This window comes from Leifsonia sp. NPDC056665, from assembly GCF_042791795.1.
GTDB lineage: Bacteria > Actinomycetota > Actinomycetes > Actinomycetales > Microbacteriaceae > Leifsonia.
Map to the genome: position 1 here is coordinate 14338 of NZ_JBHTXK010000034.1, position 14251 is coordinate 28588.

A 14251-nucleotide genomic window follows, 5' to 3' on the forward strand; every position below is an offset into this window, starting at 1 on the left:
CGGCTCACTCCTCCTCCACCACCTCGATCACGAACGGCCCCGCCTGCGGCCGTTTCGGCAGCACGTGGTCGCCCGACGACTGGTGCCGGACGCGCCGCAGCACCCACGGCACCAGGTACTCCCGAGCCCACGACAGGTCCTCGGCGCGGGCCTGACGCCAGGTGCGCACCGGCAGCGGTTCCGGCTCCAGCGGCTGGAGGTCGTTGTCCACGTTGAGGGCCGCCAGGACCATGCGGGCGACAGTGTGGTGGCCGAGTGGGGCGAGGTGGAGGCGGTCGGGGGACCACATCCGGACGTCCTGGATCTCGGTGAGCGACCACTGGTCGGCCACGATCGCGTCGTACCTCGCGGCGACCGCGCGGATGTTCTCGTTGTAGATCGCCACCTTGCCGCGGATGCCGCGGAACACGGGGGAGAACCCCACGTCGACGCCGGTGAAGATCACGACCGTCGCGCCGTCGGCGCTCAGCCGGGCGACCGCCTCGTCGAGCAGGGCGGCGATCAGGTCGGGGTCGGTGCCGGGGCGGATCACGTCGTTGCCGCCGGCCGAGATGGTGATGAGGTCGGGGCGGAGGGCGACCGCCGCGTCGACCTGCTCGTCCAGGATCTGCTTGATCAGCTTGCCTCGGACGGCCAGGTTCGCGTAGGCGAAGTCGTCCGTCTTGCTGCTCAGCACCTCCGCCACGCGGTCGGCCCAGCCGCGGTTGCCGCCCGGGCTGAGCGGCTCCGGGTCGCCGATGCCCTCGGTGAACGAGTCGCCGAGGGCGACGTAACGGGACCACGGATGCTGAGCGTCGACCATCCCACCATTCTGCATTGCGGGGAGGCCCGGCGACGATTGTCAGGCAGCTCCGGTAGATTCGATCCAAGTGGAGACGAACGCAGCAGCCTTGCCCGATGAGCCCGGGATGAGCGCTGGCGTACCCGCGGACGCTGCCGAACTCGATCTCTCGGCGGGAGCCCGGGCGGGCAGTTTCGCCGCCGAGCACCTGTCCCCGTCGTTCCCTGAACGCGCCGCCTGGGGCACTGCGGACAAGCTCCGTGCCTGGCAGGCGGAGGCCCTCGACGCCTACTTCGTGAACGAGCCGCGCGACTTCCTCGCGGCCGCGACGCCGGGCGCGGGAAAGACCACCTTCGCGCTCCGGCTCGCGACCGAGCTGCTGTCGCGCCGCGTCATCGAGCGGGTGACCGTCGTCGCGCCGACCGAGCACCTCAAGCGCCAGTGGGCGGAGGCCGCGGCCCGGGTCGGCCTCCACCTCGACCCCGACTTCCGCAACGCGGACGGCAGGTACGCCCGGCACTACAAGGGCGCCGCGGTCACCTACGCGCAGGTGGCGATGCGGCCGAGCCTGCACAAGGACATCACCGAGTCCTACCGCACGCTCGTCATCCTCGACGAGGTGCACCACGGCGGCGACGCGCTCAGCTGGGGCGACGGGATCCGGGACGCGTTCGAGCGCGCCACCCGGCGGCTGTCGCTGACGGGGACGCCGTTCCGGTCCGACACCGCGCCGATCCCGTTCGTCGCCTACCTGCCCGACCGGCAGGGCATCCGCACCTCGGTCACCGACTACAACTACGGCTACGGACGCGCGCTCAGCGACGGCGTCGTGCGCCCGGTGATCTTCATGGTCTACGCCGGGCACATGCGCTGGCGCACCAAGACCGGCGACGAGATGGAGGCGCGGCTCGGCGAGGGCAACACCAAGGACATCACGTCGCAGGCCTGGCGCACAGCGCTCGACCCGCGCGGGGAGTGGATCCCTGCGGTGCTGAGCGCGGCGGATCGCCGACTCACCGAGGTGCGCAACTCCATCCCGGACGCCGGCGGCCTGGTGATCGCCACCGACCACTACACGGCCCGCGCCTACGCCGATCTCCTGCAGCAGATCAGCGGGGAGCCGGTCACCGTCGTGCTCTCGGACGAGAAGGAGGCCAGCGACCGGATCGCCGACTTCTCCGCGGGCGACTCGCGGTGGATGGTCGCGGTGCGGATGGTGTCGGAGGGCGTGGATGTGCCGCGGCTGGCGGTCGGCGTGTACGCGACCAGCGCCTCCACCCCGCTGTTCTTCGCGCAGGCGATCGGGCGCTTCGTGCGGGCGCGCCGCCGTGGCGAGACGGCGTCGGTGTTCCTGCCGAACGTTCCGACCCTCATGGCGCTCGCGAACGCCCTCGAAATGGAACGCGATCACGCGCTCGACCGGCCGACGGAGGAGGGCGGCGAGGGCGACCTCTGGAACCCGGAGGACGCGCTGGTCGCGGAAGCCAACAAGGAGTCCCGCGCGTCGGAGGCGCTGACCGAGCTGTTCGCGTTCGAGGCGCTCGGGTCGGAGGCGAACTTCGACCGGGTGGTCTACGACGGGCGCGAGTTCGGCGGGTTCGCGGTGCCCGGCACGGACGAGGAGCTCGACTTCATCGGGCTCCCCGGCATCCTGGAGCCCGACCAGGTGCACGACCTGCTCCTGCAGCGTCAGCAGCGGCAGGCGCGGCGGCACTCGTCCCGGCCTGCCGCCGCCGAGGGCCATCCGCCCGCGCCGCTGCACCGCACGCTCAAGGAGCAGCGGCAGCTCCTCAACAGCCTGGTCGGCCTCTACTCGAAGAACTCGGGGGAGCCGCACGGGCTCATCCACGCCGAGCTGCGCCGCGTGTGCGGCGGTCCGGCGGTGGCGCAGGCGAGCGTGTCGCAGCTCCAGCAGCGCATCGAGTGGCTGAGGAAGCGGATCGGGCGCTAGCGGCGCCCGCTAGATGACCCCGAGCGCCAGCATCGCGTCCGCGACCCGCACGAATCCCGCGATGTTCGCCCCCAGCACGTAGTCGCCAGGGGCGCCATACCGCTCGGCGGTGTCCGCGCAGCTGTCGTGGATGGCGGTCATGATGTCGTCGAGGCGCTGCTCGGCGTGCTCGAACGTCCACGCGTCCCGCGACGCGTTCTGCTGCATCTCCAGCGCGGAGGTCGCCACCCCGCCCGCGTTCGCCGCCTTGCCCGGCGCGAACAGCACGCCGGCCGCGCGCAGGACGTGGACGGCCTCCGGCGTGCAGGGCATGTTCGCGCCCTCGACCACCGCGGCCACGCCGTTGCCCGCGAGGGTGGCGGCGGCGGTCGCGTCCAGCTCGTTCTGCGTGGCGCACGGGATCGCGACGTCGATCGGGGTCTCGGCCGCGAGGGCCCAGAGGTCGCCGTTCGCGCGGTACTCCGCGGACGGGCCGCGCCGGGACGCGTACTCGGACAGGCGGGCGCGCTCCACCTCCTTGATCCGGCGGAGCAGCTCGAAGTCGATGCCGTCGCGGTCGTAGACGACGCCGGAGGAGTCCGAGCACGCCACGACGACACCGCCGAGCTGGTGCACCTTCTGGATGGCGTACAGCGCGACGTTGCCGGAGCCGGAGACGAGCACCCGCGCGCCGTCGAAGGAGCGCCCGCGGGTGGCGAGCATCCGCTGCGCGAACACGACGGCGCCGAAGCCGGTCGCCTCGGTGCGGACCAGCGAGCCGCCCCAGCCGACGCCCTTGCCGGTCAGCACGCCCGACTCGTATCGGTTCGTGATGCGCTTGTACTGGCCGAACAGGTAGCCGATCTCGCGGCCGCCGACGCCGATGTCGCCCGCCGGCACGTCCGTGTACTCTCCGAGGTGGCGGTACAGCTCCGTCATGAAGGACTGGCAGAACCGCATCACCTCCGCGTCGGAGCGGCCCTTCGGGTCGAAATCGCTGCCGCCCTTGCCGCCGCCGATCGGGAGGCCGGTGAGCGCGTTCTTGAAGATCTGCTCGAAGCCGAGGAACTTCACGGTGCCCAGCGTCACGCTCGGGTGGAAGCGCAGACCGCCCTTGTACGGGCCGAGCGCCGAGTTGAACTCCACCCGGAACCCGCGGTTGACCCGGATGTTGCCCTCGTCGTCCGTCCACGGCACCCGGAAGATGAGCTGGCGCTCCGGCTCCGTCATCCGCTCCAGCACGGCCGCCCTGGCGTAGTGCGGGTTGGCCTCGATGACGGGGCCCAGCGAGCCGAGCACTTCGCGTGCCGCCTGGTGGAATTCGGGCTCCCCGGCGTTGCGGCGGAGGACGTCGTCCAGGAGGGAGGAGAGCACGGGAGTCACACGGATGCCTTTCTCGAACGTAAGATTTCTGAGTCTACTCTCATGAAACTCGTCGGCTTCGCCACGAGTGCTCTCCTCTCCGGTGGTTCGATGGGGCAATGAGCACGGAGCGCGACGCCGAACACGGCACCATCGACCGCCGGGAGCGGTTCCTGGAGGTCCTCTTCCGCGTCACCCTGGTGCTGAAGGGCGCGGACGGCGTGCTCGAGCTCATCGGCGGCGTCCTGCTGCTCTTCCTGACGCCCCAGCGGATGAACGCGGTCGTCGTCTTCCTCACGCAGCACGAGCTCGGCGAGGACCCGAACGACCCGGTCTCCAACTGGATCGTCCATTTCGGACACACCCTCACCGGCTCGGCGACGCTGTTCGGCGCGGTCTACCTGCTGCTGCACGGCGTCGTGAAGGTCGTGCTCGTCTGGGCGGTGCTGAAGGAGCAGCTCTGGGCGTACCCGTGGATGCTCGGCTTCCTCGTGGTGTTCATCGGCTGGCAGACGTGGGAGCTGACCAGGCACCCCTCCTGGGGGCTGCTCGGGCTGACCCTGTTCGACGTCCTGATCGTGGCGCTGACCGTCCACGAGTACCGCGTGCAGCGCCGGCTGCGGGCGGCGAGGCGCGCGAACGAGGCCGCGGGCCAGCCGGCTGCGGGTTAGGTTCGGCTGCGCTTGCTGGAATCCCGGGCGCGAGGTTCCTAGGCTGACGCTATGACCGCGGAGACTGTGAACGGAAAGCACCCGGACGAACCCCACCGCGAGGGGGTCGCGCAACGGCTGAACTGGCTGAGGGCCGGCGTGCTGGGCGCCAACGACGGCATCGTGTCCGTCGCGGCCGTCGTCGTCGGTGTCGCGGGGGCGACGCCCGCCGTCCCCGCCATCCTGACCGCCGGCCTCGCGGCCCTCGTCGGCGGCGCGATCTCGATGGCGCTCGGCGAGTACGTGTCGGTGAGCAGCCAGCGCGACAGCGAGCACGCGCTCATCGCGAAGGAGCGCCGCGAGCTGGAGGAGATGCCGGAGGAGGAGCTGGCCGAGCTGACCGGTCTCTACGAGGCGAAGGGCCTCAAGCCCGAGACCGCACGCCAGGTCGCGATCGAGCTCACCGAGCACGACGCGCTCGCCGCTCACCTCTCCGCCGAGCTCGGCATCGACCAGGACGACGTGGTGAGCCCGTGGCACGCGGCGATCGCGTCCGCCATCTCGTTCACGATCGGCGGCATCCTGCCGCTGCTGACCATCCTGACGCCGCCGGCCATCCGCATCCCGCTGACCTTCGTGGTCGTGCTGATCGCGCTGGCGGCCACCGGCTACGTCGCCGCCTACATCGGCGGCGCCTCGCGCGGCAAGGCGATGCTGCGTGTGGTCATCGGCGGCGCGCTGGCGCTGGCTGCCACGTTCGCCATCGGCGCGCTGCTCGGCACGACGGTAGGCTGACGCCCTCGGGCTGCGTGAAGGGGAGCGATGAAGGAGAAGCTGGAGATCGTGCGGGACTGGCTGCCCCGCTACACCGGCACGCCGCTGGAGGAGTTCGGCGAGCACATCCTGCTCACCAACTTCGGCGACTACGTCTACCGGTTCGCCGAGTGGTACGGCGCCGAGGTCCGCGGCATCGACCGCTCGATGCCGAACGCGACCGCCGACGGCATCACGATGATCAACTTCGGCATGGGCAGCCCGAACGCGGCGACCATCATGGACCTGCTGAGCGCGGTGAGCCCGAAGGCGGCGCTCTTCCTCGGCAAGTGCGGCGGGGTGAAGAAGAAGAACCAGCTCGGCGACCTGGTGCTCCCGATCGCGGCCATCCGCGGCGAGGGGACGTCGAACGACTACCTGCCGCCGGAGGTCCCCGCGCTGCCGGCGTTCCAGCTCCAGCGCGGTGTCTCCACCAGCATCCGCGACGCCGGCTACGACTACTGGACCGGAACCGTCTACACGACGAACCGGCGGGTGTGGGAGCACGACGACACCTTCAAGACGTACCTGCGGCAGACCAGGTGCATGGCGGTCGACATGGAGACGGCGACCATCTTCGCGGCCGGGTTCGCCAACCACATCCCTGCCGGGGCGCTGCTGCTGGTGTCGGATCAGCCGATGATCCCGGAGGGTGTCAAGACCGCCGAGAGCGATCGGAGCGTCACCGCGCAGTTCGTCGAGCGGCACATCCGGATCGGGGTGGAGGCGCTGCGCCTCGTCCGCCGCAACGGCCGCAGCGTCCGCCACCTCCGCTTCGACGACGCCTGACCCTCCGTCCCGGCGTCGAAACGTGAGTAATCGCGGAAATCGCGCGGTGGATTTCCGCTATTACTCACGTTTCGGGGGTCAATGGCCGGTGAGGGGGGCCATTGCGCGGGCGATGAGGGAGGGGCGGGCGGTGGCGCGCTCCTCGAGGTCGGCGCCCTCCATCGCGACCAGGCCCGCGTTGGCGCCGAGGAAGCGCAGCGGCTCGGGCTCCCAGCGCGGTGAGCGGTGGCCGACCCACGGGAGCTCCGTGAGGCCGGTGCGCCGGTCGGCGATCAGGTCGGCGAGGGTGCGGCCGGCGAGGTTCGTCGTGCTCAGGCCGTCCCCGACGTACCCGCCGGCCCAGGCCTCCCGCGACCCGCGGTCGATGCCGACCGCGGCGTGCCAGTCGCGCGGCACGCCGAGCGGGCCGCCCCAGTGGTGCGTGATGCGCACTCCGGCGACCGCGGGGAACAGCTCGCCGAGCGTGCGGACGAGGTGGTCGCGCACGCGCGGAGAGCGGTCGTACGACGGGTGGATGGCGCTGCCCAGGTGGTAGCGGGCGCCGCGGCCGCCGAACGCGATCCGGTTGTCGGCGGTGCGCTGCCCGTAGACGATCAGGTGCCGGAAGTCCGCGAAGGTCTGGCCGTGCTCGATGCCGATGCGGTCCCACACCGCGTCGGGCAGCGGCTCGGTCGCGATCATCAGCGAGTACAGCGGGAGGACGCTCCGCCCGACCTGGGGGAGCTGCGAGCCGTAGCCTTCGGTGGCGTTCACGACCGTGCCCGCCGTCACCGTGCGCTCGACGTCGCCGACGCGCACGCGAACGACGCCGTCGGTCCAGCTCAGGACCTCCGTGCCCTCCGCGATGGTGGCGCCGCGGCGCTCGACGGCGCGGGCGAGGCCGCGCACGAGCTTGGCTGGGTGGACGCGCGCGCAGGCGGGCGTGATGGTCGCGGCCACGGCGTCCGGGACCCCGTAGCGGGCCTGAACCGTCTCGGTCCCGGCGAGCGACACCCGGTCGACGCCGTACTCCTCCGACTCGGCGAACTCGGCTCGCGCGGCGGCGAGCTGGACGCGGTCGCGGGCGAACGTGACGGTCCCGCCGCGGACGTAGTCGCAGTCGATGTCCTCGACGGCGGCGACACGGCCGACTTCGTCCACGGTGTCCACCATCGCCTGCCGTTGCGCGACCGCGGCGTCGCGGCCGTAGCGGGCGTCGAGGGCGGAGGCCGACCACGGGAACAGCGCGGAGCACCAGCCGCCGTTGCGGCCGGATGCGCCGAAGCCGGCGACCTCCCGCTCCAGAAGCAGGATGCGCAGGGCCGGGTCGAGCTCCTGGAGGTAGTAGGCGGTCCAGAGGCCGGTCAGGCCCGCGCCGACGATGGCCACGTCCACCGTGGCGTCGTCGGCCAGGGCCGGGCGGGGGCGGAAGCCGTCCTCGGCCTCGGCGATCGAGTCGAACCAGAAGCCGACACTGCGGTAGTCCACGTCACTCCTCAACACGTCAGGACTTCATCACATCAGGGAAAAGAGAACGAGCCCGCGCCCCGCCCAAGTGGTGCGGTGCGCGGACTCGTCCGGTGGTGCAGGCCTTACAGGTGGTTGCTCGCCTCGGTGAGCACCGACTCCAGGATCTGGCGGATCTCGACGAACTCGTCCGGGCCGATGGTGAGCGGCGGGGCGAGCTGGACGACGGGGTCGCCACGGTCGTCGGCGCGACAGTACAGGCCCGCGTCGTACAGCGCCTTGGAGAGGAAGCCGCGCAGCAGGCGCTCCGACTCGTCGTCGTTGAACGTCTCCTTGGTGGCCTTGTCCTTCACCAGCTCGATGCCGAAGAAGTAGCCGTCGCCGCGGACGTCGCCGACGATCGGGAGGTCGAGCAGCTTCTCCAGCTCGGCGCGGAACAGCGGCGAGTTCTCGCGGACGCGCTCGTTGAGGCGCTCTTCCTCGAAGATGTCGAGGTTCGCCAGCGCCACGGCGGAGGACACGGGGTGCCCGCCGAACGTGTAGCCGTGGTAGAAGGATGTGTTGCCGTGCTTGAAGGGCTCGTAGATCCGGTCGCTGATGATCGTCGCGCCGATGGGGGAGTACCCGGAGGTCATGCCCTTGGCGCAGGTGATCATGTCCGGCACATAGCCGTACTGGTCACAGGCGAACATGTGGCCGATGCGGCCGAAGGCGCAGATGACCTCGTCGCTGACCATGAGCACGTCGTACTTGTCGCAGATCTCGCGAACCCGCTGGAAGTAGCCGGGGGGCGGCGGGAAGCAGCCGCCGGAGTTCTGCACCGGCTCCAGGAAGATCGCGGCGACGGTCTCGGGACCCTCGAACTGGATCATCTCCTCGATGCGGTTCGCGGCCCAGACGCCGAAGGCCTCGATGTCGTCGGTCGGAGCGCCCATCTCGCCCGCGCGGTAGAAGTTCGTGTTCGGGACGCGGAACCCGCCGGGGGTGAGCGGCTCGAACATCTCCTTCATGGCCGGGATGCCGGTGATGGCCAGCGCGCCCTGCGGGGTGCCGTGGTAGGCGACGGCGCGGGAGAGGACCTTGTGCTTGGTCGGGCGGCCCTGCAGCTTCCAGTAGTACTTGGCCAGCTTGAAGGCGGTCTCGACGGCCTCGCCGCCGCCGGTGGAGAAGAAGACGCGGTTGAGGTCGCCCGGCGCGTAGTGCGCGAGGCGGTCCGCGAGCTCGATCGCGTTCGGGTGGGCGTAGGACCAGATCGGGAAGAAGGCGAGCTGCTCGGCCTGCTTCGCGGCCACCTCGGCGAGGCGCTTGCGGCCGTGGCCGGCGTTCACCACGAACAGCCCGGAGAGGCCGTCGATGTAGCGCTTGCCGTGGTCGTCCCAGATGTGGTGGCCCTGGCCGCGGGTGATGATCGGGACGCCGTGGCCCTCCTCCATCACCGACTGGCGCGCGAAGTGCATCCAGAGGTGGTCGCGCGCTTTCGCCTGCAGGTCGGCCTCATCGGGTGTGATGGGCTCACCGAACGTTTCAACGGTTGTCGTCATTGTTATCGCGTTCCCCAGTTGTAGAACTGTTTGTGGAGTTTGAGGTACACGAACGTCTCGGTGGAGAGCACTCCCTCGAGGGTCCGGATCTCGGAGTTGAGCATCGTGATGAGGTCGAGGTCGTTCTCGCACACGACCTCCGCGAGGATGTCGTAGGTGCCCGCCGTGAGGACCACGTAGTCCACGGAGGGCATCGCCGCGAGCTTGTCCGCGATCACCAGCGTGTCGCCGGTGACGCGCACGCCGATCATCGCCTGGCGGTAGAAGCCGAGCTGCATCGGATCGGTGACGGCCACGATCTGCATCACACCCGACTCGGTCAGCTTCTGCACGCGCTGGCGCACGGCCGCCTCGCTGAGACCGACGGCTTTGCCGATCTCCGCATAGGACTTGCGGCCGTCCACCTGCAGTTGCTCGATGATCGCTTTGGAGACGTCGTCGATGACCGCAGCCTTCGTGCCGTTCGTTGCCCGAGGGGTACTCATGGAGCGATTCTGTCAGTGGCGAGGCGGTCTAGCAAGCGGATCCGCACATTCTTGCCCGATTCACCGACGAAATCAGTAGACTCCCGGCCATGAGTTCACCGCTGAGCACGACAACGACACCCGAACTGCACAACTTCGTCGCCGGCGAGCGCACCGCCGCGAGCGGGAGCGACAGCATCTCACTGATCGATCCGGCCACCGAGGACGTGTACGCCACCGCCCCGGTCTCGACCGCGGAGGACGTCGCCGACGCGTACCGCGCCGCCGAGTCCGCCTTCGAGGTCTGGGGGAGCACCACGCCCGGCGAGCGCCAGCTCGCGCTGTTCCGCATCGCCGACGCGATGGAGGAGCGCGCGGAGGAGTTCGCCGACGCCGAGTCGCAGGACACCGGCAAGCCGCGCGGCACGCTGGTCGAGGACGAGATCCTGCTGTCCGTCGACCAGATCCGCTTCTTCGCGGGAGCCGCCCGCAACCTGGAGGGCCGCTCGGCCGGCGAGTACATGCCGGACCACACCTCCTTCATCCGCCGCGAGCCGATCGGGGTCGTCGGCCAGGTGACGCCCTGGAACTACCCGCTCAACATGGCGGTCTGGAAGTTCGCCCCCGCGCTGGCGGCGGGCAACACCACCGTGCTGAAGCCCTCCGACACCACCCCGCTGTCGACGCTGCTGCTGGCGGAGGTCGCCAGCGAGTTCCTGCCGGCCGGCGTGCTCAACGTCGTGCTCGGCGACCGCAGCACGGGAGCGGCGATGATCGACCACCCGACCCCGCAGCTCGTGTCGATCACCGGCTCGGTGCGCGCGGGCATGGAGGTCGCCCGGGCGGCCTCGTTCGACCTCAAGCGCGTGCACCTCGAGCTCGGCGGCAAGGCGCCGGTGATCGTGTTCGACGACGCCGACATCGAGAAGGCGGTCGAGGGGATCGTCGCTGCCGGGTACTTCAACGCCGGCCAAGACTGCACGGCGGCGACGCGCCTGCTGGTGCAGGAGGGCGTGCACGACGAGTTCGTGGCGGCGCTCGCGCAGTACGCGCGCGAGAACGCCCGCACCGGCGCGCCGCGAGAGGACGGTATCCTCTACGGCCCGCTGAACAACGCGAACCAGCTCGCCCAGGTGAGCGGCTTCGTGGATCGGCTGCCCGACCACGCGAACGTCGAGCTGGGCGGCCGACGCCAGGGCGACCGCGGCTACTTCTGGGAGGCCACGATCGTCTCGGGGCTGCGTCAGGACGACGACGCGGTGCAGAACGAGATCTTCGGGCCGGTCCAGACCGTGCAGAAGTTCACCGACGAGGCGGAGGCGCTGCGCTGGGCGAACGGCGTGCGCTACGGCCTGGCCTCCTCGGTGTGGACGAAGGACCACGGCCGGGCGATGCGGTTCGCGAAGGGCCTCGACTTCGGCTGCGTGTGGATCAACACCCACATCCCGATCGTGGCCGAGATGCCGCACGGCGGCTTCAAGCACTCCGGCTACGGCAAGGACCTGTCGATGTACGGGTTCGAGGACTACACGCGTCTGAAGCACGTCATGTCGTACATCGGGGAGTGATCAGGAGCGCTTCAGCTGCGTGACGAGGAGGGTCTCAGCGTGACGATCAGGGTGCCGGCCGCGAGGAGCGGCAGCACCCACAGCGACGCCGCGACGTACCCGCCCGCCGGGGGCAGGAGCGCCCCGGCGGGCGTCGCCGCGGCCAGCAGGAGGCCGGCGAGCGCGCTCCCGATGCTGAAGCCGACACTGCGCACGATCTGGTTGATGGAGAGCACGCTCGCCGTCTCGGGCGCGGGCACGCCCTCCAGCACCAGCCGCGGCATGACGGCGGAGACGCCGCCGACGCCGAAGCCGAGGACGGTCATGGCGAGCAGGACGAGCGCCAGCGAGCCGGCGCCGACCGCCAGCAGTACCGTTCCGGTTCCCACCAATGGGACTAACTGGCGGCGCTCCGCGACTATTCAAGGCTCGACGGTTCAGTGAGCTCTACTGCATGGCAAATGAGCTCTTCGTGGAGTGGACGGAGCTCATCGAGTGGAATGCTCGTGAGTTCCATCGTCTGAACGAGAAGTGCGCCAAGCTGCCCCAATTTGATGCTCGACATTCGGAGATCGAATCCGGGCTGCCCGTGCGCCCCTTTGGAACTCGGAAACACGAGAAGGCGTCTCGCATCGAGCAGCTCAGTGAGAGTCTGCGTCACCGCCCATTCGTTCCAGTCAGAAGCCCGTCCGCTATATTGCACGTCCGGGAGCGGGAGCTCTTTGGGTCGATGGACGATAGCCAACAATTGCAATTGCAGCCAACTGGTTGATTCGGCCTCTGCGATGAGCTTCTCCAGGACATATACATCCATTCCCTCGAGAAAGGGGGTCCGGGCCAATAGATTCGCCATGTACGGAAGCTTCTTTTCTTCGTGCTCCGTCTTAGCGGCGAGAAGCATTCCTTCGATGATCTGATCTGCGTCTGATCGGTCCCCGTCGAAGAACCCGTCTGAACGCAAGGTCATCCCGAGGGTCTGATTTGCGATCACTCCGCCCGCCGCAAGGACCAGGACGGTCGCAATGCGCTGTTCCTCGCGTGGTGCGAGCACTCTGGTCGCGAACTCATTCCCGATCTCCGCAAACGCCTGCCCGGCCATCGATCCGAGAATCGGGTCGTGCACCAGTGTCGAGACCGCGGCGCCCACTCCTGCACCGGTCACTGCCAACGTCGACCGAGCGAGTCGCTGCCATCCGGGCTCGTGCACGTCCATGCTCAAAGACGATATCGGACGAGTCCCGAGCCGACACGCCGTCGGAGCTTAAACATCCAGTCCTATAGGTATTCGGTCCGTCCTCCGCTACGCTCCTGCCACACACATCGTCGTGTGCGGCTGACCCGGAAGGCATTCGATGTCCTCAGAACCCTCGTCCTCGGCCCATCTCGGAGACGGCGAGCACCTCGCCGTCCTCGGATACGAGGACTCCTTCAACCGGTCCATGACCCTGTGGGCGAACTTCGCTCTCGGCTTCACGTACCTCTCGCCGCTCGTCGGCGTCTACTCGCTGTTCGCCGTCGCGATGGCGACGGGAGGGCCGCCCTCCATCTGGTGGCTCGTCATCGTCGGCGCGGGCCAGTTCCTGGTCTCGCTCGTCTTCGGTGAGGTGGTCTCGCAGTACCCCATCCACGGCGGCATCTACCCGTGGGCGCGGCGGCTGTGGGGCCGGCGCTACGCGTGGATGGCGGCCTGGATTTACATCTGGGCGATGATCGTGACCATCACCGCGGTGGCGTCGTACGGCAGCGGGTTCCTCGCCAGCCTGTTCGGCCTCCCCGCCACCAAGGAGGTCACCCTCGGGCTGACCGTGCTGCTGCTGGTCGTGGCGCTCGGGCTGAACTTCACCGGGACGAAGACGCTGGCGACGGTCGCCCGCATCGGGCTGTCGGCGGAGCTCATCGGCGTGATCGCGGTGGGCCTCTACCTGCTGATCTTCCAGCGCAAGCACCCGTTCTCGGTGTTCTTCGACACGATGGGCGTCCAGGGCCACGGCTCGTATCTGGTGGCGTTCCTCGGGGCGGCGCTCGCCGGGCTGTTCCTCTTCTACGGCTTCGAGGCGTGCGGCGACGTCGCCGAGGAGGTCGCGAACCCGGCACGGCGCATCCCGCTCGCCATGATGATGACGATCCTGGTCGGCGGCGTGTCCGCGCTGTTCGCGTTCGGCGGCTACATCCTGGCCGCGCCCGACCTGGCGAAGATCGTGGCGGGCAAGGACGTCGACCCGATCCCGGAGATCCTGCAGTCCGCCCTCGGCGACGTCGGCGCGAAGATCTTCCTCGTGGTCGCGGTCACCGCGTTCTTGTCCTGCGTGCTCAGCCTGCAGGCGGCGGCGAGCCGGCTGCTGTTCTCGTTCGCGCGCGACGGGATGATCCCGGCGCACCGGTGGCTCTCGCGGGTGTCGCCGCGCACCAAGGTGCCGGTGAACGCGCTGATCGTGGCGTGCAGCATCCCGGTGCTCATCAGCCTGATCGTCTATCTCGGGCCGGACGGGCTCATCACCCAGGTGACCGCGTTCGCGGTGCTCGGCATCTACGTGGCCTTCCAGTCGGTGGTGCTCGCGTCGCTGCGGCAGCGGATCAAGGGCTGGCGTCCTGCCGGACCGTTCTCGCTCGGGCGTGGCGGGATGGTCGTGAACATCCTGGCGCTGGCGTACGGGATCTTCGCGATGGTGCTGCTGGCGTGGCCGACGAGCACGGGCAACTGGTTCAACGACTGGATCGTGCTGATCGGGTTCGGGATCGTCGCGGGCGCCGGACTGCTGTACCTGTTCCTCGCGCGGCCGGACCGCGCGTCGGACGCGCCGGCGGGCGACGCCATTCGGGTGGCGGAGCTGCTGCGGGCGCACCGCAGCGGGACGGTCGCCCCGGCCGCCGCCGCGGAGCCGGCCCCGGCCGACTTACGCGGGCCGCGGGGCGGCCCGCCGCCGGAAC

The 14251-nt window shown here is 69.7% G+C and carries 13 protein-coding genes; 6 read left to right on the forward strand and 7 right to left on the reverse strand.

Annotated elements, in window-relative coordinates; all coding sequences use genetic code 11:
* Positions 1 to 4: 4 nt before the first annotated feature.
* Positions 5 to 802: an SGNH/GDSL hydrolase family protein gene (locus tag ACFQ9V_RS19565; protein ID WP_382460785.1), complete on the reverse strand. Its 798-nt coding sequence runs from the start codon at positions 800 to 802 to the stop codon at positions 5 to 7.
* A 106-nt stretch (positions 803 to 908) separates the two neighbouring features.
* On the opposite strand from ACFQ9V_RS19565, the gene ACFQ9V_RS19570 reads away from it, so the two are divergent.
* Positions 909 to 2732, forward strand: a complete 1824-nt coding sequence (locus ACFQ9V_RS19570) for a DEAD/DEAH box helicase (RefSeq protein WP_382460786.1) — start codon at positions 909 to 911, stop codon at positions 2730 to 2732.
* A gap of 9 nt (positions 2733 to 2741) precedes the next feature.
* Here the strand turns inward: ACFQ9V_RS19570 and gdhA are convergent, their stop codons facing one another.
* On the reverse strand, positions 2742 to 4094 hold the full coding sequence (gdhA, locus tag ACFQ9V_RS19575) for an NADP-specific glutamate dehydrogenase (RefSeq protein WP_382460787.1): 1353 nt from the start codon (positions 4092 to 4094) through the stop codon (positions 2742 to 2744).
* Between the two features lie 98 nt (positions 4095 to 4192).
* On the opposite strand from gdhA, the gene ACFQ9V_RS19580 reads away from it, so the two are divergent.
* The 3 genes from ACFQ9V_RS19580 to ACFQ9V_RS19590 are packed head-to-tail and all read left to right on the forward strand — an operon-like array spanning position 4193 to position 6325.
* Positions 4193 to 4744 (forward strand): DUF2127 domain-containing protein, encoded by a 552-nt coding sequence (locus ACFQ9V_RS19580; RefSeq protein WP_382460788.1) that lies wholly within the window; start codon positions 4193 to 4195, stop codon positions 4742 to 4744.
* A 51-nt stretch (positions 4745 to 4795) separates the two neighbouring features.
* Complete coding sequence (locus tag ACFQ9V_RS19585; protein WP_382460789.1) at positions 4796 to 5518, forward strand: VIT family protein; 723 nt, start codon at positions 4796 to 4798, stop codon at positions 5516 to 5518.
* Positions 5519 to 5545: 27 nt separating this feature from the next.
* On the forward strand, positions 5546 to 6325 hold the full coding sequence (locus ACFQ9V_RS19590) for an AMP nucleosidase (protein WP_382460790.1): 780 nt from the start codon (positions 5546 to 5548) through the stop codon (positions 6323 to 6325).
* Between the two features lie 78 nt (positions 6326 to 6403).
* Here the strand turns inward: ACFQ9V_RS19590 and ACFQ9V_RS19595 are convergent, their stop codons facing one another.
* The 3 genes from ACFQ9V_RS19595 to ACFQ9V_RS19605 form a co-directional block, all read right to left on the reverse strand.
* Positions 6404 to 7792 carry an NAD(P)/FAD-dependent oxidoreductase gene (locus ACFQ9V_RS19595; RefSeq protein WP_382460791.1) on the reverse strand — a complete coding sequence of 463 codons (1389 nt, stop codon included), beginning with the start codon at positions 7790 to 7792 and terminating at the stop codon, positions 6404 to 6406.
* Positions 7793 to 7896: 104 nt separating this feature from the next.
* Positions 7897 to 9312, reverse strand: a complete 1416-nt coding sequence (locus tag ACFQ9V_RS19600) for an aspartate aminotransferase family protein (protein ID WP_370053539.1) — start codon at positions 9310 to 9312, stop codon at positions 7897 to 7899.
* 2 nt (positions 9313 to 9314) lie between these two features.
* Complete coding sequence (locus tag ACFQ9V_RS19605; RefSeq protein ID WP_370053537.1) at positions 9315 to 9797, reverse strand: Lrp/AsnC family transcriptional regulator; 483 nt, start codon at positions 9795 to 9797, stop codon at positions 9315 to 9317.
* An 89-nt stretch (positions 9798 to 9886) separates the two neighbouring features.
* Between ACFQ9V_RS19605 and ACFQ9V_RS19610 the strand changes: the two genes are divergently transcribed.
* Positions 9887 to 11344 (forward strand): gamma-aminobutyraldehyde dehydrogenase, encoded by a 1458-nt coding sequence (locus tag ACFQ9V_RS19610; RefSeq protein ID WP_382460792.1) that lies wholly within the window; start codon positions 9887 to 9889, stop codon positions 11342 to 11344.
* Positions 11345 to 11355: 11 nt separating this feature from the next.
* On the opposite strand, the gene ACFQ9V_RS19615 is transcribed toward ACFQ9V_RS19610, so the two are convergent.
* On the reverse strand, positions 11356 to 11712 hold the full coding sequence (locus ACFQ9V_RS19615) for a hypothetical protein (RefSeq protein ID WP_382460793.1): 357 nt from the start codon (positions 11710 to 11712) through the stop codon (positions 11356 to 11358).
* 29 nt (positions 11713 to 11741) lie between these two features.
* The gene (locus ACFQ9V_RS19620) at positions 11742 to 12536 is read right to left on the reverse strand and encodes a hypothetical protein (RefSeq protein WP_382460794.1); all 795 of its coding nucleotides are present in this window, start codon (positions 12534 to 12536) and stop codon (positions 11742 to 11744) included.
* 139 nt (positions 12537 to 12675) lie between these two features.
* Here ACFQ9V_RS19620 and ACFQ9V_RS19625 point away from each other — a divergent pair.
* Positions 12676 to 14251, forward strand: a 1576-nt coding sequence (locus ACFQ9V_RS19625) for an APC family permease (RefSeq protein ID WP_382460795.1), incomplete at its 3' end; no start/stop codon positions are given.